Annotated in this window: 31 protein-coding genes, 1 tRNA gene and 1 pseudogene; 18 read left to right on the top strand and 15 right to left on the bottom strand. The window is 54.0% G+C overall.

Annotated elements, in window-relative coordinates; all coding sequences use genetic code 11:
- Positions 1-10 precede the first annotated feature (10 nt).
- Positions 11-727 (top strand): GAF domain-containing protein, encoded by a 717-nt coding sequence (locus MTC_RS10165; RefSeq protein ID WP_052322810.1) that lies wholly within the window; start codon positions 11-13, stop codon positions 725-727.
- Between the two features lie 2 nt (positions 728-729).
- On the opposite strand, the gene MTC_RS10160 is transcribed toward MTC_RS10165, so the two are convergent.
- Positions 730-1,365: a thymidylate synthase gene (locus tag MTC_RS10160; RefSeq protein WP_143767248.1), complete on the bottom strand. Its 636-nt coding sequence runs from the start codon at positions 1,363-1,365 to the stop codon at positions 730-732.
- Between the two features lie 271 nt (positions 1,366-1,636).
- On the opposite strand from MTC_RS10160, the gene MTC_RS10155 reads away from it, so the two are divergent.
- Entirely contained in the window at positions 1,637-2,551 is a 915-nt protein-coding gene (locus MTC_RS10155; protein ID WP_014406608.1) for a TIGR00269 family protein, read from the top strand.
- Positions 2,552-2,612: 61 nt separating this feature from the next.
- Here the strand turns inward: MTC_RS10155 and MTC_RS10150 are convergent, their stop codons facing one another.
- From MTC_RS10150 to MTC_RS10135, 4 genes are all read right to left on the bottom strand, one after another.
- On the bottom strand, positions 2,613-3,017 hold the full coding sequence (locus MTC_RS10150) for a tetratricopeptide repeat protein (protein ID WP_237705898.1): 405 nt from the start codon (positions 3,015-3,017) through the stop codon (positions 2,613-2,615).
- 64 nt (positions 3,018-3,081) lie between these two features.
- Positions 3,082-4,521: an RtcB family protein gene (locus MTC_RS10145; RefSeq protein WP_014406606.1), complete on the bottom strand. Its 1,440-nt coding sequence runs from the start codon at positions 4,519-4,521 to the stop codon at positions 3,082-3,084.
- A 14-nt stretch (positions 4,522-4,535) separates the two neighbouring features.
- Complete coding sequence (locus MTC_RS10140) at positions 4,536-4,961, bottom strand: archease (protein WP_014406605.1); 426 nt, start codon at positions 4,959-4,961, stop codon at positions 4,536-4,538.
- 15 nt (positions 4,962-4,976) lie between these two features.
- Positions 4,977-5,234: a hypothetical protein gene (locus tag MTC_RS10135; RefSeq protein ID WP_014406604.1), complete on the bottom strand. Its 258-nt coding sequence runs from the start codon at positions 5,232-5,234 to the stop codon at positions 4,977-4,979.
- A 135-nt stretch (positions 5,235-5,369) separates the two neighbouring features.
- Between MTC_RS10135 and MTC_RS10130 the strand changes: the two genes are divergently transcribed.
- Together MTC_RS10130 and MTC_RS10125 are read left to right on the top strand one after the other, a co-directional pair.
- Positions 5,370-7,382 carry a HEAT repeat domain-containing protein gene (locus MTC_RS10130; protein WP_048189335.1) on the top strand — a complete coding sequence of 671 codons (2,013 nt, stop codon included), beginning with the start codon at positions 5,370-5,372 and terminating at the stop codon, positions 7,380-7,382.
- 69 nt (positions 7,383-7,451) lie between these two features.
- Positions 7,452-7,871, top strand: a complete 420-nt coding sequence (locus MTC_RS10125) for a hypothetical protein (RefSeq protein WP_014406602.1) — start codon at positions 7,452-7,454, stop codon at positions 7,869-7,871.
- A gap of 47 nt (positions 7,872-7,918) precedes the next feature.
- Here MTC_RS10125 and MTC_RS10120 read toward each other — a convergent pair whose 3' ends face one another.
- Complete coding sequence (locus MTC_RS10120; RefSeq protein ID WP_014406601.1) at positions 7,919-8,362, bottom strand: flavodoxin family protein; 444 nt, start codon at positions 8,360-8,362, stop codon at positions 7,919-7,921.
- A 90-nt stretch (positions 8,363-8,452) separates the two neighbouring features.
- Here MTC_RS10120 and MTC_RS10115 point away from each other — a divergent pair, with 90 nt between their 5' ends.
- From MTC_RS10115 to MTC_RS10100, 4 genes are all read left to right on the top strand, one after another.
- On the top strand, positions 8,453-9,457 hold the full coding sequence (locus tag MTC_RS10115; RefSeq protein WP_014406600.1) for a YkgJ family cysteine cluster protein: 1,005 nt from the start codon (positions 8,453-8,455) through the stop codon (positions 9,455-9,457).
- A 22-nt stretch (positions 9,458-9,479) separates the two neighbouring features.
- Entirely contained in the window at positions 9,480-9,914 is a 435-nt protein-coding gene (locus MTC_RS10110) for an AN1-type zinc finger domain-containing protein (protein WP_048189332.1), read from the top strand.
- 63 nt (positions 9,915-9,977) lie between these two features.
- Positions 9,978-10,061: transfer RNA gene (locus MTC_RS10105), tRNA-Ser, on the top strand.
- 74 nt (positions 10,062-10,135) lie between these two features.
- Positions 10,136-11,557 carry an alanine/glycine:cation symporter family protein gene (locus tag MTC_RS10100; RefSeq protein ID WP_014406598.1) on the top strand — a complete coding sequence of 474 codons (1,422 nt, stop codon included), beginning with the start codon at positions 10,136-10,138 and terminating at the stop codon, positions 11,555-11,557.
- A 5-nt stretch (positions 11,558-11,562) separates the two neighbouring features.
- Here the strand turns inward: MTC_RS10100 and MTC_RS10095 are convergent, their stop codons facing one another.
- Complete coding sequence (locus tag MTC_RS10095) at positions 11,563-11,886, bottom strand: cupin domain-containing protein (protein ID WP_048189648.1); 324 nt, start codon at positions 11,884-11,886, stop codon at positions 11,563-11,565.
- A gap of 160 nt (positions 11,887-12,046) precedes the next feature.
- Between MTC_RS10095 and MTC_RS10090 the strand changes: the two genes are divergently transcribed.
- Positions 12,047-12,847: a class I SAM-dependent methyltransferase gene (locus MTC_RS10090; RefSeq protein ID WP_014406596.1), complete on the top strand. Its 801-nt coding sequence runs from the start codon at positions 12,047-12,049 to the stop codon at positions 12,845-12,847.
- On the opposite strand, the gene MTC_RS10085 is transcribed toward MTC_RS10090, so the two are convergent.
- Together MTC_RS10085 and thiD are read right to left on the bottom strand one after the other, a co-directional pair.
- Positions 12,842-13,042, bottom strand: a complete 201-nt coding sequence (locus MTC_RS10085; protein ID WP_014406595.1) for a hypothetical protein — start codon at positions 13,040-13,042, stop codon at positions 12,842-12,844. The genes MTC_RS10090 and MTC_RS10085 overlap by 6 nt on opposite strands.
- Before the next feature lie 32 nt (positions 13,043-13,074).
- Positions 13,075-13,845, bottom strand: a complete 771-nt coding sequence (gene thiD / locus MTC_RS10080) for a bifunctional hydroxymethylpyrimidine kinase/phosphomethylpyrimidine kinase (RefSeq protein ID WP_048189647.1) — start codon at positions 13,843-13,845, stop codon at positions 13,075-13,077.
- Positions 13,846-13,937: 92 nt separating this feature from the next.
- Here thiD and MTC_RS10075 point away from each other — a divergent pair, with 92 nt between their 5' ends.
- Positions 13,938-14,231, top strand: a complete 294-nt coding sequence (locus MTC_RS10075) for a YkgJ family cysteine cluster protein (RefSeq protein ID WP_014406593.1) — start codon at positions 13,938-13,940, stop codon at positions 14,229-14,231.
- 78 nt (positions 14,232-14,309) lie between these two features.
- On the top strand, positions 14,310-15,473 hold the full coding sequence (gene thrC, locus MTC_RS10070; RefSeq protein ID WP_014406592.1) for a threonine synthase: 1,164 nt from the start codon (positions 14,310-14,312) through the stop codon (positions 15,471-15,473).
- On the opposite strand, the gene MTC_RS10065 is transcribed toward thrC, so the two are convergent.
- The 5 genes from MTC_RS10065 to MTC_RS10045 form a co-directional block, all read right to left on the bottom strand.
- Positions 15,463-15,669, bottom strand: a complete 207-nt coding sequence (locus MTC_RS10065) for a hypothetical protein (protein WP_143767130.1) — start codon at positions 15,667-15,669, stop codon at positions 15,463-15,465. The two genes, thrC and MTC_RS10065, sit on opposite strands and share 11 nt — an antisense overlap.
- A gap of 55 nt (positions 15,670-15,724) precedes the next feature.
- Complete coding sequence (locus MTC_RS10060; protein ID WP_014406590.1) at positions 15,725-16,378, bottom strand: energy-coupling factor ABC transporter permease; 654 nt, start codon at positions 16,376-16,378, stop codon at positions 15,725-15,727.
- A gap of 101 nt (positions 16,379-16,479) precedes the next feature.
- A complete protein-coding gene (locus MTC_RS10055; RefSeq protein WP_014406589.1) occupies positions 16,480-17,349 on the bottom strand; it encodes an energy-coupling factor ABC transporter ATP-binding protein in 870 nt (289 codons plus the stop codon).
- Positions 17,350-17,366: 17 nt separating this feature from the next.
- Positions 17,367-18,173: a cobalt ECF transporter T component CbiQ gene (gene cbiQ, locus MTC_RS10050; protein ID WP_014406588.1), complete on the bottom strand. Its 807-nt coding sequence runs from the start codon at positions 18,171-18,173 to the stop codon at positions 17,367-17,369.
- Positions 18,174-18,180: 7 nt separating this feature from the next.
- Positions 18,181-18,615 (bottom strand): metal-dependent transcriptional regulator, encoded by a 435-nt coding sequence (locus tag MTC_RS10045; RefSeq protein WP_014406587.1) that lies wholly within the window; start codon positions 18,613-18,615, stop codon positions 18,181-18,183.
- A gap of 116 nt (positions 18,616-18,731) precedes the next feature.
- Here MTC_RS10045 and MTC_RS10040 point away from each other — a divergent pair, with 116 nt between their 5' ends.
- On the top strand, positions 18,732-18,929 hold the full coding sequence (locus MTC_RS10040) for a hypothetical protein (protein WP_014406586.1): 198 nt from the start codon (positions 18,732-18,734) through the stop codon (positions 18,927-18,929).
- 14 nt (positions 18,930-18,943) lie between these two features.
- Here the strand turns inward: MTC_RS10040 and MTC_RS10035 are convergent, their stop codons facing one another.
- Positions 18,944-19,090 (bottom strand): 50S ribosomal protein L40e, encoded by a 147-nt coding sequence (locus MTC_RS10035; protein WP_014406585.1) that lies wholly within the window; start codon positions 19,088-19,090, stop codon positions 18,944-18,946.
- A gap of 165 nt (positions 19,091-19,255) precedes the next feature.
- Here MTC_RS10035 and glmU (MTC_RS10030) point away from each other — a divergent pair, with 165 nt between their 5' ends.
- The 6 genes and pseudogenes from glmU (MTC_RS10030) (at position 19,256) to MTC_RS10005 (ending at position 24,954) form a co-directional block, all read left to right on the top strand.
- The gene (gene glmU / locus MTC_RS10030; protein ID WP_014406584.1) at positions 19,256-20,458 is read left to right on the top strand and encodes a bifunctional sugar-1-phosphate nucleotidylyltransferase/acetyltransferase; all 1,203 of its coding nucleotides are present in this window, start codon (positions 19,256-19,258) and stop codon (positions 20,456-20,458) included.
- Between the two features lie 10 nt (positions 20,459-20,468).
- Positions 20,469-20,723: pseudogene (locus tag MTC_RS13850) on the top strand (glutamine--fructose-6-phosphate transaminase (isomerizing)); the annotation flags it as partial.
- Positions 20,724-20,901: 178 nt separating this feature from the next.
- Complete coding sequence (gene glmM / locus MTC_RS10020; protein WP_014406582.1) at positions 20,902-22,224, top strand: phosphoglucosamine mutase; 1,323 nt, start codon at positions 20,902-20,904, stop codon at positions 22,222-22,224.
- The gene (gene glmU / locus MTC_RS10015) at positions 22,212-23,435 is read left to right on the top strand and encodes a bifunctional sugar-1-phosphate nucleotidylyltransferase/acetyltransferase (protein ID WP_014406581.1); all 1,224 of its coding nucleotides are present in this window, start codon (positions 22,212-22,214) and stop codon (positions 23,433-23,435) included. Before glmM ends, glmU (MTC_RS10015) begins: the two co-directional genes overlap by 13 nt.
- A 61-nt stretch (positions 23,436-23,496) precedes the next feature.
- Positions 23,497-23,973, top strand: a complete 477-nt coding sequence (locus tag MTC_RS10010) for a metal-dependent hydrolase (RefSeq protein ID WP_014406580.1) — start codon at positions 23,497-23,499, stop codon at positions 23,971-23,973.
- A 39-nt stretch (positions 23,974-24,012) separates the two neighbouring features.
- Positions 24,013-24,954 (top strand): NAD-dependent epimerase/dehydratase family protein, encoded by a 942-nt coding sequence (locus MTC_RS10005; protein WP_014406579.1) that lies wholly within the window; start codon positions 24,013-24,015, stop codon positions 24,952-24,954.
- Positions 24,955-25,004: the final 50 nt, after the last annotated feature.

Raw genomic sequence — 25,004 nt, 5'->3', positions numbered from 1 at the left:
TTATTGTATTATGTACGAGCGATTCAACGATATTGACAGGGTTCTTTTAAAGCTGGACGACATGCACGATGCGTCGAGCCAGGAGATCATAGCCTATACCGCTGAGGAGGCGGCCAGGCTTACCGGAAGCCGGTTCGGCGTGGTGGGCCTGATGAGCCATGACGATAAGAAGCTGACATTATATGGCTCCATGGATTGTAGGGGCATTATACCGGCCAGGCCTCACGCGCTGAACATATATGACGGCGGGATATGGGCTGAACCGGTGCTACAGCGCAGGCCGGTGATCGTAAACGACGTATCGACAGTTAGGGAGGCGCCTGCGACGCGATTCATAGGCGTACCTGTCTTCGATGGCATGAACGTCGTGGCCGTAGTGGAAGCATGTGGCAAGGACGCTGGCTATGACGCATCTGACGAGTCGCGGCTCTTCAAATTGGCCTGCTGCTTCTGGAGGCTGTTACTGCTCAGGCGCTACAGCGATATGCTTTCTGCCTCCCCTGCGGATGAAGGCGCATACGTGGAGCAGGCCATCAGCGAGGCCATCAATAAAGAGCAAATCGCCATGGGCTTTTTAGAGCTATCATTAGATAAGCTTGAGACAAAAGGGCACCTCGGGAGAGAAGACGCCGAATTACTGCAGAAGCCCATGGACGCTTTGATAAGTGAAAAGCAGCTAATCCAGGCCGTCCAGAAGCTTCTGAGGCTTAAACATGGGCTACTATAAGGCTACCTGATCGCTTCTTCTACGGCCTGAAAGTCATCCTCGTATATATGAACGTTATCGCCAAAGCAGCGAAGCGTGCCCATTATGAAATCCGTGGGGCCGATTAGCTCGTCCTTGACCAGCTCCTGAAAGGCGATGAGGTTTGCCTCGAAGGCCTTAAACATGTCCCACGAGCGGTAATGAATGTGGACGTCCAGCCTGTTGTTCCTGTGGGGGAACACCCAGATGCGCTGGAAGCATGGCTGGTCTTCCTTCTTAAGGCAGTCCACCTTCGGCATCCAGGTTATGGCCTGGATGCGCTTCGACTCGTACCGCTTTTTTTGTAATTGTTCATTCATCCACTTTAGCTGGTCGAATCCCTCATAGTTCACCAGACGGTCTATATACGTGTACTCGAAGCCGTGCTTTCCCGCTGACTCGCGCTTAAACTGCCTTTTGTAGAACTCTATTCGGTCCCTGCTGCAGAACGGGTCTTTCTTGTGCCACACCTGTACCGGGTTCTTTATCTCAAGGAGCATGCCATTAACGCATCTGGCCTTTATCCCATACTCGGTGTCCACGAGCAGCCCTTTCGTATATATTTCCTTTATGGCCCAGTACCATGCCTCTGATAGCGTTTCGAATGACCCAGCAATCACCTGTATCAACCCGTTACTCGCAAGATGTGCCGTGTTTAATTATTAAGATGATGGTCGAGTAGATGGATTTATTTTTAGAGGCTGAGGGGGGCTTCGCTTTTAACTCGAGCGCTCCGCGCGGCGTATGCCCCCTTTTAGCCGTTAGAAAAAGAGCCATCTGCCCGACCATTGTTTTTTCATGCTAAAAAAATATCACAATTATAGCCAGCATAGCCAACAAAGCAATTTCAACATAATGGATTTATATTAGTAGTAAGCATGTGAGGCTCAAATGAAATGCGACAAGTGCGGCAAAGAAGCGGTCATTTACCAGAGATACTCGGGCATGCATCTCTGCGCTGCCCACGAGATAGCTGATGTAGAGCGCAAGGTCAAGAAGCGCATGAGACAGGAAAAGATGGTCATCCCGGGGGACCATGTAGCCGTAGGCATGAGCGGTGGCAAGGATAGCGCCGCCACACTGTCAATACTGGCGGAGACCTTCGGGAAGAGGCCTGAAATAAAGTTTACGGCGATAACGATAGACGAAGGCATCGAGGGATACCGTAATTTTTCCATACCTAAGGTAAAGGAGCTTTGCGACCGGCTCGGAGTGCCACACGTAGTCGTATCTTTCAAGGACGAAGTAGGTTGCACCCTGGACGACATGCTAAAGCGCGAGCGCAAGGAGGCGTCATGCACATATTGCGGAGTCTTCAGGCGCATGCTATTGAATAAGAAGGCAAGGGAGATCGGGGCCAACAAGCTCGCCACCGGCCATAACCTGGACGATGACGCCCAGACGGTCCTCCTTAACGTATTGAACGGCGACGTGGAGAGGCTGGCCAGGCTGAGGCCATCCCGCATACAGGAGGGCCTGGTGCCCCGGATTAAGCCTTTAATGGATATTCCTGAAAGAGAGATAGCTCTCTACGCCTTCCTGAAGAAGCTTCCATTTTACCTGGGAGAGTGCCCGTATGCGCACGAGTCCTTGAGGGGCGAGGTCAAGGACATGCTCAACGACTTTGAGTCCAGGCACCCTGGCACCAAGTACTCGATAATGCGTGGCTTCGACTCCATCGTGGACTGCCTTAAGGAGAAATACAGGCAGGTTCCGCTGGAAAGGTGTGAGATTTGTGGCGAGCCATCCATAGATAAGACCTGCCAGGGCTGTAAGCTTAAGCAGCGCATCCATATAAAAATATAGGCTTTTAAATGCTGTGCTAAATAACTGTGTTGAATGATGATGCTATTATAAGCTGCGTTTTTTAGACGCGTCCGCCTGCCCTCTGGCTGAGAGCGATCTCCAGCTTAAGCTTGATAGTGCCGTCTTCCGGCGAGAGCCTGAGGGCTTCATTGTACTCACTTATTGCCTCATCGAACATCCGCCTTCTCTCGTATATGTCCCCGATAAGAAGGTGAGCCTCGGCTCTATTGGGGTTGACGTTCAGGGACGCGTCAAGCTCGACAAGGGCGTCATCAATCATGCCCATATGGTAAAGCTCGTATCCCTTAGTAAAGTGCGGGTCTGCATCTCTTTTGATGAATTCGCCGGAAACCAGGTCGATTAATATCCTGTTATCATGGGCGCACTCCTCGAACTCAGGGTTACAGTCGGGGTGCTGCGGCACGATAATCTCCGGTGGCTCCTCACAAATGTCTTTTCTACCCATTTTATCCATAAAAATGGTTAGCAGTTTAATTTAAATTATTTTCCCACGAATGAGCCAGGAACCGTCAGCCTTTAGCCACCGCTATGGGCACCAGCCTGGCCACCTTCCTAGAGATGCCAAGCCTATGCACGACCTCGACGACATCGCCTATCTCCTTATAAACTTCGGGCGCCTCCTCGGCGATGGCGGAATCCTTGGGGGCCTTGACGATTATGCCCCTCTCCGCCAGCTCACGCCTAATCTCGCTGCCCCTTATGCCTTTTATCGCGGCGTGGCGGCTCATGACCCTCCCAGCCCCGTGGCAGGTGCTGCCGAAGGTGAGATCCATGCCTTCACGCGTGCCGACGAGCACGTATGAGGCGCTACCCATGCTGCCAGGTATGATGACGGGCTGGCCGACGTCGCGGTACGCCGGTGGCAATTCTGGGCGGCCGGGGGCGAACGCCCTCGTGGCGCCCTTACGATGGACGCAAAGCATCTTTTTCTCGCCGTTAACCATGTGTTCCTCGAACTTCGCCACGTTATGGGCGACATCGTATAAGAGGTCCATCCGAAGGTCATCCTTGAAAAAGCGGTTGAAAGTCTCACGGACCCAGTGGGCGATGACCTGGCGGTTCGCCCACGCATAGTTGGCGCCGCCCGCCATGGCCGCAAAATAATCCTGGGCCTCTTTTGAATTTATTGGCGCACAGGCGAGCTGCCTGTCGTATAGCTTGATGCCATACTTCACGTAGGCCTTCTCCAGGACCTTCAGGTGGTCCGTGCATATCTGGTGGCCCGCGCCGCGGGACCCACAATGGACCATGACGGTGACCTGGCCCTCCCAAAGGCCGAAAGCCTTCGCAACCGCGTCATCGTACACCTTTTCGACGTACTGTACCTCCAAGAAGTGGTTGCCGCTTCCCAGCGTGCCAAGCTGGGGCCTGCCGCGGTCCCTCGCCTTTTTGCTTATCTTCGAGGGGTCCGCCCCCTTCATCTCCCCATTCTCCTCGCAGTGCTCCAGGTCTGCTTTCACGCCATAGCCGTTCTCGACTGCCCACCTCGCCCCAAGCGTGAACACCTCGTCAAGCTGCGCGTCGGTCACCCTCAGCTTCGACTCGGAGCCGAGGCCGGACGGCACCGCCGAATACAATGCATCTATCAAGCCGCTCGCCACGGGGCGCACCTGCCCGACCTCAAGCTCCGATTTTAATAGCCTCACGCCGCAGTTGATGTCGAACCCGACGCCCCCGGGGCTTATAACGCCTTCTTCAATGTCGAACCCGGCAACCCCGCCTATCGGAAAGCCGTAGCCCAGGTGCGCATCCGGCATCGCCATGGAGTACTTCTGGATGCCGGGGAGCGTCGCCACGTTCGCGACCTGTTCCAGGGTGCCGCTCTCAAGGCCCTCCATAAGCCTATCCGATAAAAATATCCGCCCCGGCACCCTCATGCCAGGCTTATAGTCCATGGGCAACTCCCAGATGTCCTCGGACACCTTATTCACTTTATCTGCCTGCACCATGTATCATCAACCGCTCAAATGTCCAATACTACTTGTGCCTCGTATATATTATTTCTCTTTTCAAAACGCAGGCCGTGGAACGTCACGGCCTTTATGTGCAGAAAAACGTCGGGGTGCTTTTCTATGCTTTCGCCCCACACCTTTGCCTTGAGGCTGTACTCGCCCCCTTCTGTGACGTGGACGCCAAACCTGCCGAAAACCAGCCGGTCCACCTCGAATATGTAGAGGAGCTCCGAGAGCCAGTCGTAGAGCAGCATGTCGAGGGCGTCGCCCGTAAGCTCTACATCCTTCTCGACGCTGGCGGAGACCGTCGCCGGGTCGACCATCAGGCTGGCCATCGCCAGGGCCGAGTTCTCGAACGCCTCGTCCACCGTCCGCCCGTATGCGATGAACTCGGCGTCTGCAGTATGCTCAAGGTACTCAAAGCGTTTCATGTCCATTAAAAAATGGCGGCGTTAGTATAAATAAGTCATCAGCATGCTGTCGTCGATCACGTCTATATATTTCGCCTGGATGGCGGATACGTATAAGGTTTGGCCTCCCACGGGTATTTTAATGTCGCTGGGCTTTGGCTTCTTTATGGTAATCGGCAACAGTATCGGCCCTCCACAGGATGTGCATAGCCTGTAGTCGCATTTCTGCTCACTTATGAATTTGACGACTTCCGGCGTTATAAAAAATTGTTTCACCCGCTCACCATTGTCGTTTGCCATGTTTTACCATAGAATGCCGCTGCTTAAAAATAAAGTTGTCGCCTGCCACGGGAAGGTTTTAATACCAACTAGTATAAATAACTGGACTACAAACGGGGATAGGGTAAGGGTCTCTATATTGGCGTGGTGAATCAAGTGGCAGAATATCCCAGTGAAAGCTGGAACCGGGAACAGTTACAGGAAGCGCTTAAGAGTAAAGACGTTTTATTGAAGATGGGCGCCATCCGGGTGCTCCAGGGAAAGCCTAAGGATGACTATATCGCGTCGCTTGTGGACGCTTTAAACGATAGCGATAGGCTGGTCAGGATAAACGCGGCCATCACGCTGGGAAAGGCGAAAAGCCCGCTCGCAGTCCCTGCACTCGTACGCCACGCGGCCCTAGACCCGGACAAGGATGTCAGGTCATACTCATTATGGGCATACAGGCAGATTGACTATGCTAAAGCCTCCCCTTATCTTGTCAAAGCATTGCTTGAGGGCGGCGACCCGGCTATAGTGAGGTTCGCCGCCAACGAGATACGACATAAGAACGACATGAAGGCCGTCGAGTCCATCATCCAGAGGTTTCATAGCGGCGGGCTTTATACCGGATACGACCTTGACATGGCCGCCATCAACGGCCTTTACGAGATAGGCTATGCCACGGTTGAGCCCCTGGTGAAATGCCTCGATAGCGAGGATACAAGGGTGCAGGCGAACGCCGCCTACGCCCTGGGCAAGATCGGAGACGAGCGCGCCGTACAGCCTTTGATCAACCACCTCGAGGCGGCCAGCCTGGAAATGCGCTCGCACATAAGCGACGCGCTGATCAAGATAGGCAGGGCCTCGATACCGGCCCTGATAAAGCTTCTGGATAGTAAGGATAGGGAGCTAAAGTGGATAGCCGCATATAGCCTGGCAAGGATTGGCGCCGACTCAGAGGCAGCCTTACTGGAAGCTTTAAGGCTGCGCGGGCCTGAGGCGAGCGAGGAGATCATATACGCCCTGGGCATAGCGGGCCGAAGCGCCTCTTTCAAGCCGCTATACGAAATTTATTCCTCCACTAAGGATGATAGCGTCAAGGCGTGGGCCACCATAGCGCTGGCCAGCATAGTCGCAAAAGGCTATAGCAAGATCACGGATAAGGCCGCGGCGGATAAGTTTTTAGATGAGCTCGGCGAACAGCTAAAGCCTCACATGCTCATTTCATACGAAACGCTCAACTCGCTCGGCAAGATATACGTGGAGAGGGGCATAAGTGCTGGCGAGGAGGGATTCAAGGAGAACGTCAGCCTCGCAGTTAAGTGCTTCGACCTCTCCATCATCGAGAGGGACAACGCGGCCGCCAGGGCGTTCCGCCTGTTCTATGGCTCATACATTAAGCTCATGGCTTCCAGGTCCCCCGAAATAATGGGCTACATCGAGAGGGACTTTACTGACCTGAAAAAGGATGCCGAGCGCTCGAGCAACAAGAAAGAGATAATCTATCTCATGGACGGCCTGCTCAAGGTGCTTAAGGGCGCCTACGAGGATAAGGGCTTCGATTTTATCGGCAATTTTGATGCCTACGTAAAATATTGTAAGCAGATGGAGCCGTTCCTGGACGACTTCTATGGGGCCGAAGAGGCGAAGAGGCCGGCTTCCAGGGAGCAGCCGATGCTTCACGCCGACCTAAACATGATACAGGACAAGGTTGGGGCCTTGCTAAACGCTATCGGGAAAGACGATGAATCCGCCGCGCTCGCCTACAGGCTTTCACTTGAGATAGCCAGGCTGGATACGGGCATATATGACGATTACCGCGTAGTGGAGTCCTGCCTGAGGAATATCGTGAACAGGATGAAGCTTTCGAGCGATAAGAAATCTGAGCTTCACTATAAGATCCTTTTGATAGGAAAGAACGGCGCTTCTCAGGTTCAGCTCGTTTTGGACGAGATGCTTAAGGAGCTTGGCGTGGTGAGGACGGATAAGCCTATGCCCGCCGAGGCTAAGAAGGCTGGCCGCAAGGTGAGCGTTCTGGAGTATGTGGCCGTTATCATCATCGTGATATTGCTCGTTATCGCCATCGTGCTGGCCTTGAATAAGCTTGGCTTTATAAGGCTGCCCTTTGCGCTGCCCATAAGCTGGCTCAACCCGTCCCTGGCAAGCATTGTAATAGGCTCTTTTTAAGGATGCCCCGGTTTATTCGCTGCCAAGGTTTTAGCATGCCGCGAGCATAATATATGGGCGGGTATGGCCATGGCCCCGGATATGGGCGGCGGCTCCGCTTTCTTCGAGATGGTTGACCTGGAGGGCGACTTTCCAGAAATAGACGACGTTGAAGGCTATGTGGAGCAGGCTGGCTATTACGATCGTTCAAGGGTGGAGCGCACCTACTTTTATCGCCTTGGCAACACCGTCTCCGTGACCTTCGTGTCGTGCGCTGACGTAGACTGTGAGGGCGTATACTATGTGCGTGACATCATAGGGATGGCTTATGCGGCGAGGAATACGCATTTAGAGGGCTTGCTGCCCTGCTGTATCTGTAGGGCAAGCGGCCGTAGGGGCTACTGGTGTAGTGCAAAATTTTCCATTGACATAAAGTATAAAACGCCCAGAGAACAGCCCCAGGAAGGGCCTACGGTGCCATCGTTCGAGGATAGGTTTGACCTGTATTGATTTTTATCGCATTCAATATATTATTATTTAAAATGATTTTTAGATGGCTATGCCTTCAGGCCCCTCGCAAACTCCCTCGCCCGCTCGATCATGGCATCATTAGGCAGTCCCCTGTTAATGCCGCCTATATACTTAAGAGGACCCCAGGTATCCCATCCCTTACAGGTAAATTCCCCGGCATTCCTGTAGCCTTTTCTAGAGATGATGTCGCTGAGGTGCCTGTGCTGTGATATAGCGCCCTTACCACTCGTCGAGAATATGAAAACGCTCTTCCTGCAATTCGGTAATTTCTCAGCAAGCTCCATCAAGCTCTTATGGTGCTTTCCATAATAAATGCCCGATCCGAGCCCTATCAGGTCATAATCGCAGGCGGTCCCAGCATCAAACTCGGCGGGCTTGACCACGTTAGCCCCGATGACTTCAGCTATCGCGTTAGCCACCTTTAGGGTATTACCATGCGACACCGACTCACAAATGATGATAGCCTTCATAACACTCAAATAAGGGCTGCAAAAGAATTAATCCTTTCTATTTTTCGCCATGACAAAACTATTTATGGTGGGGTCGCTTCCTCAAAATTGATGAAGAAGGTCATAAGGGACTTCGAGTGCGCCATGTGCGGCCGATGCTGCGCAAGCCAGGACCTGGTACAGCTCACAGCCTATGAGCTCTACGGGCTGGCCAGGCACCTTGAGATAGAGCCTGCGGAATTTTTTAGCAGGTACTGCGTGACAGCCTCGACTACCCAGAATCCTACCTTGCATTTATACATTAAGACTGAGGACGGGAGGTGCCCATTCCTCAAGGATAATAAGTGCAGCGTCCACGAGGCAAGGCCTTACGCCTGCATGGCGTATCCTATGCGCGTCTACTGGTCCTTAACGGAGGACATGAAGGCATTCGTGCGCTCGAAGTATCCAGCTCTGGAGAAGACCTGCAGCCTCTTCAGGCTAAATGATGGGGACGTGCTCCTGGGTGACTATGAGCTATTGTCCAGGCAGACGCTCGCATGGTGGGTAGATGATGCCTACTTCAGCCTGGCCGGCGAAATGGCCGATCTCTCGATACCATATAGGGTGGCCGATTTTTATATCCATGATAAGGAAATGATGGAGGCCGCAAAGCGGTATGTAGTTAACCCCTATCATCCGCCTTCGGCTTTTGGCGCCGAGCTCGCCTATGCCAGGATATCACTGATGCTACAGGCTGCCATCTGGAATGCGACGGCAAGCTTCGTGCCTGTCAAAGTGCAGGAGGCCAAGGAGGATGAGCGGCTGGGGAAGTTTATTCTGCTTACCGCTGATGCCGACTCGGCGAAGGCCCTCGGACTGCTCGCTAAGAGCGGCAGGCTCGACCTTGCCAGGACGCTGGCAATGGCGTCAAATGCGTACGGGGGCAGGCACGTCATAGCTTCCATGCACGGCTCATCGTCCGACCACATCGCCATCGGCTTTATTTTCCATGAAAGCGGCACCATTATTCGAGAGCTTACTGATGACGGAAAAAAGCCGCTCTACATATTCTTCAAACCTGAAACTGGCGATGAAGTAAAGCTCGTCGGCTTCCCCCTTAACGTTAAAATATAGCGGAGGACAATATTTGGCTGATATGCGTAAGGATGAGGAAATAGAGAGGACGCTTCGCATCTATTCGAGGGCGAGCACATTCGAGTACGTGCCACGCTCAAAAAGAGATGACGACTACGTTGTCGCCAGGCCAGTCAGGCTGCCGAAATGCGTTATTTGCGGGAAAACCGAGCCGGAGCCATTCGAGTGCGAGTTCTGCCACGAGTACTATTGCGAGGAGCACCTTCCCCCTGAAAAGCACGATTGTAAGGGCCCCCAGGAAGGCATGGCTCCTGAGGAGGAGGCTGCCATCAAGAGGGCCATCGCCGCAAAGTTCGAGAACGTCATAGAAAGCCTGCCCACAGTCTACATGCTCATCGACAGCGCTAATCCCGATGAGCTTATCGCCATCTTACAACAGCTCGAGGCAATGGAGGACGTATTGGCGAAGATTGCTGCCCGTCAAGATGAAGAGTAAAACCGACGCAGGCTCCGGAAAATCTTAAATACTATAAACGAAAAGTATCGTCCGCTATCCTTTGTCGCGGTATCCAAGCCTGGTATGGAGCAGGTTTGCTAAACCTGTGCCCGAAAGGGCTCGGGCGTTCAAATCGCCCCCGCGGCGCTACTATTTAAAATTTTTTATACATAGGTTATCGATAGGTATATGCCCTCATGGGCTGACTACAGGATGTGTCGATGGGCGTCCTGGAATTATTAGAAAGCATGATTGTCACAGCCAATGGCATCCTCTGGGGCGCGCCACTGTTCATCATGATCCTTGGAGTCGGGCTACTTTTAACGATACGCCTGGGCGGCATACAGGTCCGGCTATTTCCAATGGCCATATTAAGGCTTACCCGCTCTATCCATGAGAAAAATGATGGGAGGGAGGGCGATATCTCTCCGTTCCAGGCGCTGAGCACCGCTCTCTCGGGAACGATGGGCATCGGGAACATCGCAGGCGTATCGACGGCCATAGTGCTCGGAGGGCCCGGGGCTGACTTCTGGATGTGGATGACAGCCGTTATTGGCATGGCGACGAAATACGCCGAGGCGGTGCTTGCGCTCAAGTATAGGGTTAGGAACGCGGATGGGACCATGGCCGGAGGCCCCATGTACTATATCGAGAAAGGGCTGAAGAACAGATGGCTTGCGCTGGCATTTGCGGGATGCGCGGCCATTGCCACGGTTGGGGGAGGCGGCATGGCACAGGCGAACTCGATTGCGAATGGCATCTCTTACCAGCTTGGCGTTGATTGGGCCATGCCCCTGCCGATCATCGGGCAGGTTTCTGCGATCGGCATACTGGTCGGGCTGACCCTTACACTTTTTACCGGATTGGTCATCATCGGTGGTATTAAGCGGATTGGCATAGTAGCCTCATGGCTGATCCCATTCTTGTCGATTTTTTATGTTGGAGGCGGGATGCTTGTCATGCTCGCCAGCTATGACAGGGTACCTGGGGCCATCGGCCTCATATTTCAGTACGCTTTCTCGCCGTACGCCGTAGCAGGCGGGGCGCTTGGCTATTCTGTCGTGGAGGCGATCAGGTACGGGGTCGCCAGGGGCGTATTCACCAATGAGGCGGGGCTGGGGAGCGCGCCTGTCGCCTATGCGGCCTCAAAAAGCAGGTCACCGGTTGACCAGGGGCTATTGGCGATGCTGGAAGTGTTTATCGACACCCTCGTCACCTGCTCAATAACAGCCTTCGCGGTGCTCTCGAGTGATATGTGGGATGACGGCCTCACCGGCACTGCACTGACTACTGAGGCGTTCTCACGCACGCTTGGCCCTGCGGGCGCCTTCATCGTGCTCACATCCACCATCCTTTTCGGCTTCTCGACTATCATCGGATGGTCGTATTATGGCGAGCAATACTCGGCCTACATCTTTGGGCACAGGCATAAGAATGGCTTTAAAGCGCTATACCTCATAAGCGTGTTTGCCGGCTCTGTGCTGGGCGTCAGGCTGGTGTGGGAGATAGCGGACCTCTTCAACGGGCTGATGGCTATACCGAACCTTGTAGCCCTGGCAGCGCTAAGCGGGGTCGTATCCCTTGAAACTAAAAAGTACTTTGGTCAAGGCTTAGAGCTAGAGCCGATACCGCCTAAAAAGTGATAAGGCTATGGCTTATAGTCCTCTCTTACGGGTGAGAATACCTCGATGGCCACGGAATCTTCAATGACCTCAGCGCCGTGCTCGACGTTGCCTGGTATGGCCCAGCTATCGCCGGGCTTCATGTCGTGCGGCTTTCCGTCGATGGTCAGTATGATGTGGCCGGACACGAGGTAGCCGGTCTGCTCGTGCGGGTGCCTGTGCACGGGCAGTGTCCGCCCCTTTCCTAAGCAAAATTCGGCCATTAGCGTGCTATTCCCATATACCAGCGTCCTACGAGTAATACCCTCAACCACCTTGATGTAGCCCGTTTGGCTCGTTTTTTGTATCATGTATTTCATATAATCCATCGACCATTCATCTCTCATGTTCAATTAATATTTTCGCCAGGCATCAAAAAATTAAGAATGGGTTTCATGAAGCCGATATGCATGCTAAGGCGCTGGTAATCGTCGCCATCTATATGCCATTGGCGGCATATCATCCATGTAAATGAGCTTAAAGGAAGACCTCTCTAATGTTATCCCGCCTGAAGAGCTTAGCAAGCCAGGCTTTTATTGTGATATCATAGGTGACGTTGCCATAATTTCGCTCCCTCCTGGCATGGACAAGTATAAAGAGAGAGCGGCGGAGGCCATCCTCTCAAAGCGTAAAAACGTCAGGGTGGTGCTGAACAAGCTCTCAAAGGTCAGGGGAAGCGAGCGAGTGCCCATGCTCGAGGTACTCAAAGGCGACGATGCTATAGCCACTTACAGGGAGTACGGCTTTACTTATAGGTTTGATGTGACGAGGGTGTTTTTCAACCGGCACTTAAGCTATGAGAGGCATCGTGTAGCCGAGAGCGCTATGCCAGGGGAGACCGTGCTGATACCTTTCGCCGGCGTGGGGCCGTTCGCCATCCCGATTGCTGCGAAGGGGTGTCGTGTGATAGCCGTGGAGAAAAGCGCGGAAGCCTGCAGATGGATGAGGCTGAACGCCCGCCTGAATGGCGTAGGTGATGCGGTGGATATAATAAATGGCGATGCCCTATCTATACCCGATATGCTGCGCTTGTCCGCGGATAGGGTGGTCATCCCGACGCCGTATGGCATGGATAACATCCTGGAGAGGCTTGCCCTGATGGTGAAGGAGAGCGGCATGCTCCACTTTTACACGTTCAAGAAAAAGAGCCAGATCGAGGGCCTCATAAAGCAGTATGAAGCCATGGGCCTTAAAGTAGTGCTGTGCCGCCGCTGTGGAAATGTGGCCCCCGGAGTAAGCCGCTGGGCTTTCGATCTCAAAAAAGCCTTATAGCTTGTACAGCCTTCCCCTGCGCTCCACCGCCCTCTTCTCGGCTTCTTCCAGGCGCCTCAGCAGTCCCACGCTCCCCAGGGTTGCACCACAGTCCACCTTGACAAACTTATTTTCCCTGATCTCCTTTGCCTTAACTCGGTGGAGCTTGCCACAGCAGGGGCATGGCACCACAATCTCCTCAATGCCGTCAGACACTAGTTCACATCCACCTATATTTTGACTTTAGATTATTTAATACCGCCTGGGTTCACGGGCCTCACCCCATGGCCCACGTCCATGGACCTCGTCACGGCGTTCCTGACGAACTCCTTCGCCTTAGAGCAGGCGTTTTCAACGCTTTCGCCCCTGGCGAGGTAAGCGGTTATTGCGGCCGAGTACGTGCAGCCCGTGCCATGCGTGCCCCCCTTAACGAGCTCGCCTCTAAAGACCTTAAAGCTGCCATCGTATAGCACGTCAATGCCACCAATATGGCCCCCCGTCACCACGACTCGCCTGGCTCCCAGGGCATGGATGGCCTTACAGGCCTCTTTGGCGGACTCGACGTCATTAACCAGGATGCCCGAGAGGGCGGATGCCTCGAAAACGTTTGGGGTCGCTACCTCGGCCAGGGGCAGCATAAACTCTTTTAAGGCTTCTACTGCATCCTGGTTAAGCAATCTGCCCCCGGCTTCGGCGGCCATGACCGGGTCCACCACGAGCTTCAGCCCGTAATCCCTTGCCTTGCGTGCCACACACTCAACGGTCTCCACCCTGGAGAGCATCCCAGTCTTGGCGTATATGACCTCGAAGTCCGCCATGACCGAGTCTATCTGGCTCTCTATCACCCGGGGCGGCACGTCAAAAACCGCCTGCACGCCAAGGGTATTTTGCGAGGTGATAGCCGTAATGGCACAGGTGCCATGCACCCCCAGAGCCTGAAAGGTCTTCAGGTCGGCTGCTATGCCAGCGCCCCCGCCAGAATCCGAGCCCGCTATCGTCAATGCGGTGAAATGGCTCATATGCTTTAAAATGCCGACAGGCATAATAAGCGTTTTTGGCGAGCCTGGCTTAAAACCGAAATGGTTATGGGCTACGTATACTACAACTGACCATGAGCGGATGCATACAGTGCGGCTATTGCTGCAAAAAATACGGGATGAGGCTGGAAGCCACGCCGCTCGACATCGCAAGGTGGCGCCTGGAGAAAAGGGAAGACATACTAGTACATGTTGACATTGAAATAAAGAACGAAGAGGTGAAGGGCGGCCGCCTGTGGGTGGACAGAGAAGGGAAAAATGAGAAAGAATGCCCATTCCTGGTTTTAAAAGACGACAAGTACTACTGCGGCATACAGGATACCAAGCCAGAAGTATGCACCTGGTACTATTGCGACAAGTACTTTTAGCCTATCCTCAAAAGTACTGGCTTTTAATATAAAAACGTCGCCAAAGTTTTTTGCCATCCTGGACTATAACATAAGGCTATGCGAATCGATCACCTCCAGTGCGCCCGCTGCGGCAGGAAATACCCGAAAGACGAGCTAAGGTATAGGTGCGACTGCGGGGACAGCATTGAGATAGTATACGACTATGGAGAGCTTGCCGGCAGGATTAGCTGGGCAGACCTCAGGAAGAGGACGTTTTGCCACTGGAGGTACAGGGAGTTTTATCCGGGCCTTAATAAGAGGAATATCATTACCATGGGTGAGGGAGGCACCAGCCTTGTTAAGTCGAGGAGCATTGCTAAAAAGGCGGGGTGCAGAGAGCTTTTATTTAAGATGGAGAGCCTCAACCCGACCGGGTCTTTTAAGGACCGGGGCTCGACAGTGGAGATATCGCAGGCCTGCCAGTATGGTGCCCGCGAGCTTGTGCTGGCGTCTACGGGCAACATGGGCGCGAGCGTGGCGGCATACTGTGCAAGGGGCGGCATCGGCTGTACGATATACGTGCCGTGGAGCACTCCGGAGGTTAAGCTGCTCCAGATGGAGGCGCATGGGGCGATCATTAAAAGAGTGAGGGGAGACTATACTGCCGCTGCGCTTGAGGCCAGAAGCCAGTTTGAGAAGAGGGGCGTATACTTAGCGGGCGACTATCCGTACAGGAGCGAGGGGGAGAAGTCGGTGGGCTTTGAGATAGCGGACGCGCTGGGCACTGATTACGATTACATCGCGTGCCCTATAGGGAATGGCACGCTTTTGCATGGCATATGGAAAGGCTTGAAAGAATTTAAGATGATGGGGCTGATCGATAGGCTGCCCAGGATACTGGGGGTGCAGGCCGAGGGTTGTAATACTGTCGTTAAGGCATTTCAAGACAATAAGGAGATTATAGAGCCTGTCCAGCCGCACACGCTCATGGACGCGGTGGCCTGCGGCGACCCTCTGGATGGGAGCTGGGCGCTCAAGGCGCTGAGGGAGTCGGGAGGCATCGGAATAGCGGTCTCTGACGATGAGGCAATCCGCGTGCGTGACATGCTTGCCAGGGAGGAGGGCATTTTTGCAGAGCTGTCGGGCGCATTGAGCACGGCCGGGCTCATGAAGGCGTATGAGAACGGTATGATAGAAAAGGGCCTGAAAGTGGTCTCGCTGGTCACCGGCCACGGCCTGAAGGAGCCGGAGGCGGCCAGGTACCGGCCATCTAAACCTTGAATATTTTTATCAACACGGCACAAACGATGATAAGCGCTACAAGAATTATGGCATATAGCAGGATGTTGCCCTCGACCTTGAAGCCGAACAGGCCTCCTCCAGCCTCCTCTTCTCCGCCCTCGCCAAGCCCCAGCGCCTGGCTGAACCTCTCCTCGATGCCTTTATTTCCTGACATCAGGTATGCGGATATGCCCACGGCAATGAATATAAAAATTAAAACTATAAAGATGGCCGGTCCCATGTTATTTTTTTCAGGCGTATAAGGCCTCCTTCAGCATGTCTGGCCTAACCTTACTTATATAAGATATGACGTATCCGGTGACCGCTGCCTCGATTACCGCGACCATCATGTTTATGCCCGCGATCAGAGAAAGGCCCCAGAGGATGTCTGCTTTGCTTTGATTCACTCCCTGTATGCCTGATGCCAGTATGATTGCTATCATGGCCACGTTACCGATGAAGAGGCCCAGCAGCGTTGCCACGCCAGCCCGGGCGAAAACGCTTTTTGTAAGCCTCTCCATTCCCTTATAGATGAAATATGCAGAGGTTAGCTCAGTGATGTTTATAAGGCAGTTTGCGCCGATCAGCCCCCAGCCGCCGTGGCCTATGGCGGCGGAGAAAATGTTGACGATGAGCACGATAAGGCTGCCGACCGCCGGCCCCGTGAGTATGCCGATGAGCGGGGTAAGGTTCAGGTGCACGCCGCCGGCGATGGGTATGCTTATCTGAAAAATGGCAAATGCGGCGGCCGTACACAGCCCGGCTACGGTGATGATCCGGCCGTCAACCTTCTTTATCTTTCTTAGCCATATTATGCTCAAGCTTATGACGGCTATAGCGACCAGCCACCATGCGATGGCCCAGAATACTGTGAACGAGCCGTCTTCGAGGTGTATGTGTGCCATTTGTGACCTCCCCACCAGGATATTTTACGCCGCATGAGGATATAAAGGTTTGGCCAGATACCAAATTAGTGGCGACGCTCATGATTTAATGGCATGGAAGGTCAACGTTTAGTTATGAGGCCTGATATCAGGTGGACGAGCTCATCGGCTGTCACGGGGCGCTCCGAGTGCCCAACGCCGGCGCTTTTAAGGATTTCCTGGCATATGCGCACGACGCCCGGCGGCTTAAGGCCCGCCATGCTTAATAATTCTTCATCATAGAATATCTCGGAGGGGCGACCCTCGGCTATGATGGAGCCATCCTTGACGATGCAGATTCGATCGGCTATCCTCGCGGCCATGTCAAGGTCATGGGTGGCCACCACCACGCTGACGCCATTCTCTCTCAAGCCGAGTATGATCTTTTCAACGGCCTCAGAATGCTGCGGGTCCAGGTCAGACGTAGGCTCATCCATGGCTATGACCTTCGGCTTCATCGCCAGCACGCCGGCTATGCAAACGAGCCTCTTCTGCCCGCCGCTCAAATAAGCTGGCACCTTATTCTCGAGGCCCATGGCGCCGACCGCTTTAAGGGCGTCAATGGCGGCCGCCCTCGCATCCTCAACGGACATGCCCATGTTGAGAGGCCCGAACATGACGTCATCCAGCACCGTGGGCGCGAATAGCTGGTCGTCGGACCGCTGAAAGACCACGCCGACGTAGCGCCAGATATCCTTTTTCAGCCCTCCCATGTCCCTGCCCATGACGGCCACGGAGCCGCTGGACGGCGATAGCAATCCGTTCAAGTGCTCGATAAGGGTGGATTTACCCGAGCCGTTAGGGCCGCAAAGCGCCACGACCTCACGCTCCATCACCCTGAAGCACATATCGTGGATGCCGACGCTCCCATCAGGGTACACATGGCTGGCGCAATCAACGTGAATCAGCTCGCCAGGCCCATGAATACAAACCTGCTTTTTTTGCGGTGTCATCGCCAACCATATCACCTTCAGAGAGGCAGCTTTAAAAAGACTGCCACATATATGAACGACGCCGCGGTTATTGCCAAAAACAATAGCTCCGCCGCCCCGATAGGCGGCACATTAGCGGCCGCGACGTACTTCCCGCTATAGCCCCTGGACTCCATCGCCTTATTTATCCTCTCAGCCCGGTCGTACGACCTTATGAGAGTCAACGCGAACACCTCGGCGAACATGCCGCCCTGCCTGCTGGCGCTCTTGACCAGCCCACCGCCCCTCGAGCGGAGCGCCTTTAGCATGGAGTCGACCATCTTTAGCGTGGTGAAAATGAATCGGTAAGACATTAAGAATATCTGGTCAATCGGGTACGGGAACAGCTTATAGACCATGGCGGAGAAGTGGTAATACCTGGTGGTCATGAGGAAGAATAGCGAGTAGGTCACGGATATCAGCGCCTTGAGGAGTAGCGTGGCGACGAGCAGTATGCCGTTATCGGTCAGGGCTATGGTTATTAAAGGCAGCCTCCAGGAGAATAACGGCGTGCCGGGCTCGTTCCACATCAATAAAAGGACCAGCGACACTACGAAGAGGATTGGAAGCGCATACCACTGGAATAATTTTTTAACGGGCAGCCCCGCCAGCCAATAGACGGCTAGCGTCGCCAGGTATAGGGCGGACAGGAGGAGGACGCTCCTTGAGACCGTTATGAATGATATTATCATGACCAGCATTATGGCCTTAGTCCAGGGGCTGATACGGCTAAACACGGAGTCCCCTTTCTCGCCATAATACGTGATAAGGTCAAGGTCGGGGATATGAGAGGATATCTCGCTCATGCTAAATTCACTCATCGTCGGGGCAGCAGCAGCACTTATCATGGGTAATCCTGCCGCATATGCCCATGCTAGGGTGGCCCAGCGATTTACAGATCTTGTCCACCACGTCCTTGGATACGTAGCTTTCCAGCTTTGACGCCTCAGAACAGGCCTCGCGGGGCGTCAAGCCATAATGCGAGAGCATTAAGCCCAATACCCTGTGTCGCCTTACCAAAAATGTCGCGTATTCTCTGCCCCGCGGCGTGAGACAGACGCCCCTGTAGGGCATGTGCTCGATGAGGCCCGTGGAAGACATTTCGTTGATGGCCTTAGTCACCGTCGACGGGTCCAGGTCGAAGTGTGCCGATATGTCGGTCGTGTGCGCCATGCCCCCTTTCTCCAGTAAATATTTTAGGTATTCGTTTTTCCTGGGGCTCAGCTCCAGCCCGTCGATGCCTTTCATGTGATAAAAATATGCGCATGGACGATAAATAATTTTTGGGGCCATGCCAAAAGTGATGAAACGCCGGACAACGAGGTGATAGCTTATATATCAGATATGACATACCACATTGCAGTATGTCAAAGGCGGATATCCCCGAGAAGCTCCATAAAGAGGTCAAGAAGTTCGCTGTCGAGCACGACATGTCCATCAAGGACGCCTACGTGCACCTGCTCGAGTATGCCCTTGAACAGAGATACGACAAGGCCGCCCTCAAGAAGATATTAAAAGAAAGGGGCCCTTCAGGGCAGGACGATATAATCGTCGGCTCGTAAAAGAATTAAAAAATTTACGCTTTAAGCTCCTTCTTCTTAGGCCTCAGGCCGGTATAGCCGCATTTCCTGCATCGGGTCGCACGTAAAGCGTTGCGCGCGTTGCACTTCCTGCAGATCAGGACGTTTAGCTTTCTAGCCTCAGCTTCAGGGAATCTTGCCATGAACGTTACCTCATAAAATCTAATTCTTTTTAATAACGCTCTTTCTAAGAGTCCTGGTAGCATATAACGGTTTTGGTCTGAACATGGATAAATAGAAATACGATGACATCCTAATTGCCTTTTTAATAGGGGGTAGCGTAGCTAACCATATTAGGATAAATCCTTATGAAAGCAGTCATACTTGCGGCGGGGGAAGGCCGTAGGCTGAGGCCGCTAACGGTCACGCGGCCAAAGGTCATGATACCTGTGGGCGGCAGGCCGATTTTAGAGTATGTGGTTAGCGCCCTTAAAGAGAGCGGCATCATCGATATCATAATGGTCGTGGGCTATAAGCGCGAGAAGATAATGGACTACTTTGGCGATGGCAATAAGTGGGGCGTAAAAATAACATACGTGGAGCAGCCCCAGCAATTGGGCACAGCCCACGCCCTGAGGCAGGCCTCCCATATGATTAACGACCGCTTTTTAGTCATAAATGGGGACAACATCATCGACGCTTCCGCGATAAAAGAGGTCATTCGGGTGAGCGATGGCGACGTGGCCATGCTGACCGTCACGGTGGACAGGGCACAGGAGTATGGCGTGGTGAAGACGCAGAACCAGATGGTGAAAGCCATACTCGAGAAGCCTAAAGGCGAGGAGATCAGCAAAGTGGTGAATGCCGGGGTCTACAATTTTTCCCCCATAATTTTTAGGTACCTTGAATCGATCGAGATATCAGAAAGAGGGGAATATGAGATAACGGATGCGTTGAGAAAGATGCTCGGCGAAGGCTATGCCATTAAATCGGTCCACACTAACGCGCTATGGATGGACGCCCTGTACCTGTGGAACTTGCTGGACATGAACGCCGCAACGCTTGCAACGAGGAGGGGAAATGCGGATGGAAGGTTGGAGGATGGCGCGCATATATCAGGGGAGGTCGTGCTTGGCAAGAAATCGGTCGTGAGGTCTGGCTCGTACATCGTAGGCCCCGTCGTAATAGGAGATAACTGTGAGATTGGCCCGAACGCGGTCATATTGCCGGGGACGAGCATCGGCAATAACTGTACTATAGAGCCGTTCACGCGCATATCCAACTCAATACTCATGGATAACGTCAAAATCGCCTCGTTTAGTGACATCTCAAGCTCTATTATAGGGGATGGGGTTGTTGCTGGGCCGGGGCTCATAATTGAGGCTGACGATGCGAAGGTCGAGGCGGACAACGTGGTCATGAAGGCCAGGATGGGCGCGGCCATAGGCGATAACACCGAGGTAGCAGGGCGTGTGCTAATAAAGCCAGGAAAGGCCATTGGGGTAAGATGCAAGATCGGGGAAGGCACCATCGTGCGTGATAACTTGCCGGATAACGTGCGTGCATTATGAGGGACCTGGGTTGTGCGGGATCGTGGGGTATATTGGAAATGGCAACACGGCCGAGGTGTTGCTCGAATCCCTCGCCAGGCTAGAGTACAGGGGCTACGATTCCGCGGACGGGCGCATCTTCAACTTAAAGGAAAAGGTGCCACATGGCATCATGGCTACCGTGGGGATAGGCCATACGCGCTGGGCCACGCATGGCAAGCCTTCCGGGATTAACGCGCACCCGCATGAGGATTGCACGGGAAAGTTCGCGGTCGTGCATAACGGCTGGACGATAGACCAGGCGTCAGACATAGTAAGGGTGCCTGACGCGTGCGAATATATTTCTCCGATCATGTCCTCTATTGTCTTGCAGCTGTTTGCCTATTATACAGCGCTGGGCCGGGGCTGCCCCATTGATAGGCCCCGCAACCTGGCAAAATCGGTCACAGTGGAGTAAAAGCGCAATGAGTCTATTCGGTTCATCAGGGATAAGGGGCATCGTCAACGAAGCGGTCACCCCCGAGCTTGCGCTTCGGGCGGGCAAGGCGCTCGGCGTAGAATACAGGAGCATAGTGGTCGGCCGTGACCCGAGGACTTCGGGCCAGATGATAGAGGATGCTCTGGTCTCGGGGCTTCTGGCAATGGGCGCCAGGGTGGCCCGCGTCGGCGTGGTCTCCACCCCGACCCTGGCCTATGCGGCGAGGGAATACGATTGCGGCGTCATGGTCACCGCATCGCATAATCCGCCCGAGTACAACGGCCTCAAGTTCTGGAACCCGGATGGCATGGCTTTCTCTCTGGAGCAGCAGAACAGCCTGGAGCGCTCCATCTATGAGGATATAAAGGGGGTAAGCTGGAGGGATGTTGGAAGCGAGATGCCCCGCTACGACGCCATCCAGAACCATATTGACGCCATTTTGAGGAGCGTGGAGCACTATCCCCTGAAGGTTGTCGTGGACTGCGGGTGCGGGGCCGCCTCGACCATTACGCCTTATGTGCTCAGGGAGATGGGGTGTAGCGTCATCACGTTAAATGCCCAGCCAGATGGCTTTTTTCCAGCCCGGAATCCGGAGCCGGTGGACGAGAACCTTTCGGAGCTTAAGAAGGCGGTGATAGCGTCCGGGGCCGACCTTGGGATTGCACACGATGGCGATGCCGACCGCATGATGGCCGTGGATGACGAGGGCAGGCTCGTGACGGGCGACGAATTGCTGGCCTATTTCTGCCAGCATGAGGTGAAGTACTCGCTCGCATGCCCCGTGGACGTGTCAATGATGGTGGAAAAGGCGGTGAACGGGGCGAGGATTTACAGGACCAGGATCGGCGACGCCTTCGTCTCCGAGGAGGTCAGGAGGGCCGGGGCGGACTTTGGCGGCGAGACCAGCGGCACCTGGATATTCCCCAGGATGTCCTATTGCCCTGATGGCATCTACGCGGCTGCCAGGCTCGTGGAGCTTGTGTGCAAGAATGGAAAGCTTTCCGATGCGATCGACGCCCTGCCAAAGTATCCTATCAGGAGGGGCGGCATCAAGCTTTCCCATGATATTGATAAGGCACATCTCATGGAGCTTATCAAGAAAGAGATGGACGTTTCAAGGGCTGTGGACGTTAATACGCTTGATGGGCTGCGGGTTGGCTACGAGGATGGATGGGTGCTGGTGAGGCCCTCCGGCACGGAGCCTAAGGTACGGATAACGGCCGAGGCAGAGGACGAGGAGACGCTCGGCAGGCTATATTCTGAGGCAGAGGCCGTGGTGAAGAGGTGTGTGATGAGATGCGGGCAGTAATACTCGCAGCAGGTGAGGGCACGCGCATGAGGCCCTTGACCGAGAGCAGGCCGAAGGTCATGCTGCCCATCGCCAATAGGCCCATGCTGGAGTATATTATAGATGAGGTCAGGCGGGCTGGAATAAGGGAAGTCACGCTCATCGTGGGATACAAAAAAGAGGCCGTCATCGATTATTTCGGGGATGGCTCGCAGTTTGGGGTCGATATCGAGTATGTCGTGCAGGAGAGGCAGATGGGCACGGGGCACGCCTTCGGGATGGCGGCTGGCGCCTGTGATGGCAGGTTTATCGCCATGAACGGGGACGTCATGGTCAGCGCCGCCCACCTTAAGAAGCTCATGAAGAGGAGGGAGGAGGCGGTGGTCACCGTCAAGGAGGTCGCAGACCCAAGGCCATACGGGGTCATCGTGGCCGATGGCGGAAGAGTGGCCCGAATTGTCGAGAAATCGGCGGAGCCCCCCTCAAGCCTGGCGAACGCGGGCATTTACCTGTTCAGCGCCTCGATCTTCAGCGCCATAGATGAGACCAGGCCGTCTCCGCGAGGCGAAATAGAGGTTACCGATTCCCTGCAGCGCCTCATAGATGCTGGTAAAAGCGTCGGCTATGAGGTTATGGAAGAGGAGTGGCTCGACGTTGGCAGGCCCTGGGATCTACTGGCAGCGAACGAGCTTGCCCTGAAAAAGATGAAGGGCCAAATTCAAGGAATAGTGGAGCCTTTTGCCACCCTGAAAGGCGAGGTATCAATTGGCGAGGGAACTATTGTTAGGAATGGGGCCTATATAGTCGGCCCCGTAGTCATCGGCAATAATTGCGACATCGGCCCTAATTGCTACATAAGGGCTTTCACGAGCATAGGCAATCGGGTGCACATCGGGAACGCCGTCGAGGTGAAGAACTCTATCATCATGGATGACACGAAGATAGGGCATCTCAGCTACGTGGGCGACAGCGTAATTGGCTCAAGGTGTAACTTCGGGGCTGGCACAAAGGTCGCCAACCTCAGGCTAGATGAAAAGACCATACCCGTCATCGTGAAAGGGCAGAAGGTCGACAGCGGGCGCAGGAAGCTGGGCTGTATCATGGGGGATGACGTGCACACGGGCATAGGAAGCCTCATAAACGTCGGGGCCGTGATAGGGGCCGGGTCACAGATAGGGCCGGGTGTACTTGTTAAAGGCGAAATCCCGGCAAAACAAAAAGCCATAAAATGAGTTCAGGCTCGTGCCTGGTTATCGATTAACTAATTATATGTGTAACTTTTAGTTATAATGCGTGCTTGTCTTCGGCCACCTGGGCATTACCCTGCTATTCGCTTTCATCGTGTTCTCATCGCTGAAGGAAAAATTGGACTACAGGTTCGTCCTGGCAGGCGCGCCTCTGCCCCAGAATGGCCGTATATTCGGGCACACCATGCTTTTCGCCTTAGCCCTGGCCGGCATGGGCATGTATTTGAATAAGAGGCGTGGAATTGGCGCGGTGGAGGCGCTCGCCCTCGGCTCGCTGCTGCACATCGCCGAGGATCAGATGTGGCTCGCCCAGGGAACCCTTTTCTGGCCATTGCTTGGGTGGGAGTTCCCTAAGTATGATATCGAGAACTATGCAGGCTACATTATTTACGCGTTGCTCCACGAGCCACGGGCCTACGTGCCAGAGATCCTGGGCATAGCCATATTGGCAACCTTTATACTGTACTTTAAGCTTTATAGGCCTGAGAGAATCAGGCTATTCATAAGCAGAGGAAGCCTTTAGCTCGTAACTTTTAAAGTTATATGCCCGTATCTATTGTTTATGCGCTTAAGGAAGGTACTCCTCACGGGCGGCCTCGGCCAGGTCGGCTCATACCTCTGTGAGGAGCTTGTACGCCGTGGCTGCGTGGTCACGATACTGGATAACCTCTCGTCAGGGGCCAATGCTTATCCGCCGGAGGCCAACTTCGTGAAGGGCGACATAAGGGATGCCGGGCTGGTGAATATACTGGTTAGCAGGGCCGACGCGGTCATCCACTGTGCCGCGCAGATATTCGTGGCGCGCTCCATGGAAGACCCTGTTTTTGACGCCGATAATAACGTGATGGGCACGTTGAACCTCTTAAACGCTTCCAGGAAGGCCGAAGTGAAGCGCTTCGTGTATTTCAGCTCGGCGGCGACATACGGAAACCCCGTGAGGCTTCCCCTAGACGAGTCCCATCCTCAGGAGCCCCTGTCTCCGTATGGGGCAAGCAAGCTATCAGGCGAGAAGTATGCCCTTATGTTCCATAGGGCCTATGGATTGCCGGTAACCTCGATTAGGCCTTTCAACATATATAGCCCTCGCCAGGACCCCTCTAACCCTTATAGCGGCGTCATCTCGAAGTTCATTGACAGGGTGAGCCATGGCATGTCTCCTATCGTTTATGGCGATGGATCCGCGACGAGGGACTTCGTCTCGGTACACGACGTGGTAGACATGGTGATGCTCATGCTAGAAAAGGAAGAGGCGGTGGGCAGGGCATTCAACTGCGGCACAGGTAAAGCCACGAGGATAGACGAGCTGGCCCGCATGGTCATAGACCTATACGGTAAAGGCCTGGAGCCCGAGTTCCAGCCCGAAAGGCCTGGCGATATCAAGGACAGCTACGCTGACATTTCGCTGGCGAAAAAAGCGCTTGGGTATACGCCGAAGGTCGGCTTAAAAGAAGGCCTGAAGGATCTCGTGGCCGCAAAAAGTAGCTCATGTGGCCCCTCTCTTTAATTTTTCCAGCCGCTCATGCAGCGTAGTCCTGGCGCCTTTATTCTTCTCAA

Source organism: Methanocella conradii HZ254, assembly GCF_000251105.1.
In the GTDB taxonomy this organism is placed as follows: Archaea; Halobacteriota; Methanocellia; order Methanocellales; family Methanocellaceae; genus Methanocella; species Methanocella conradii.
Note: the sequence above shows the minus strand (reverse complement) of the source record. Positions and strands in the feature narration are given on the sequence as shown.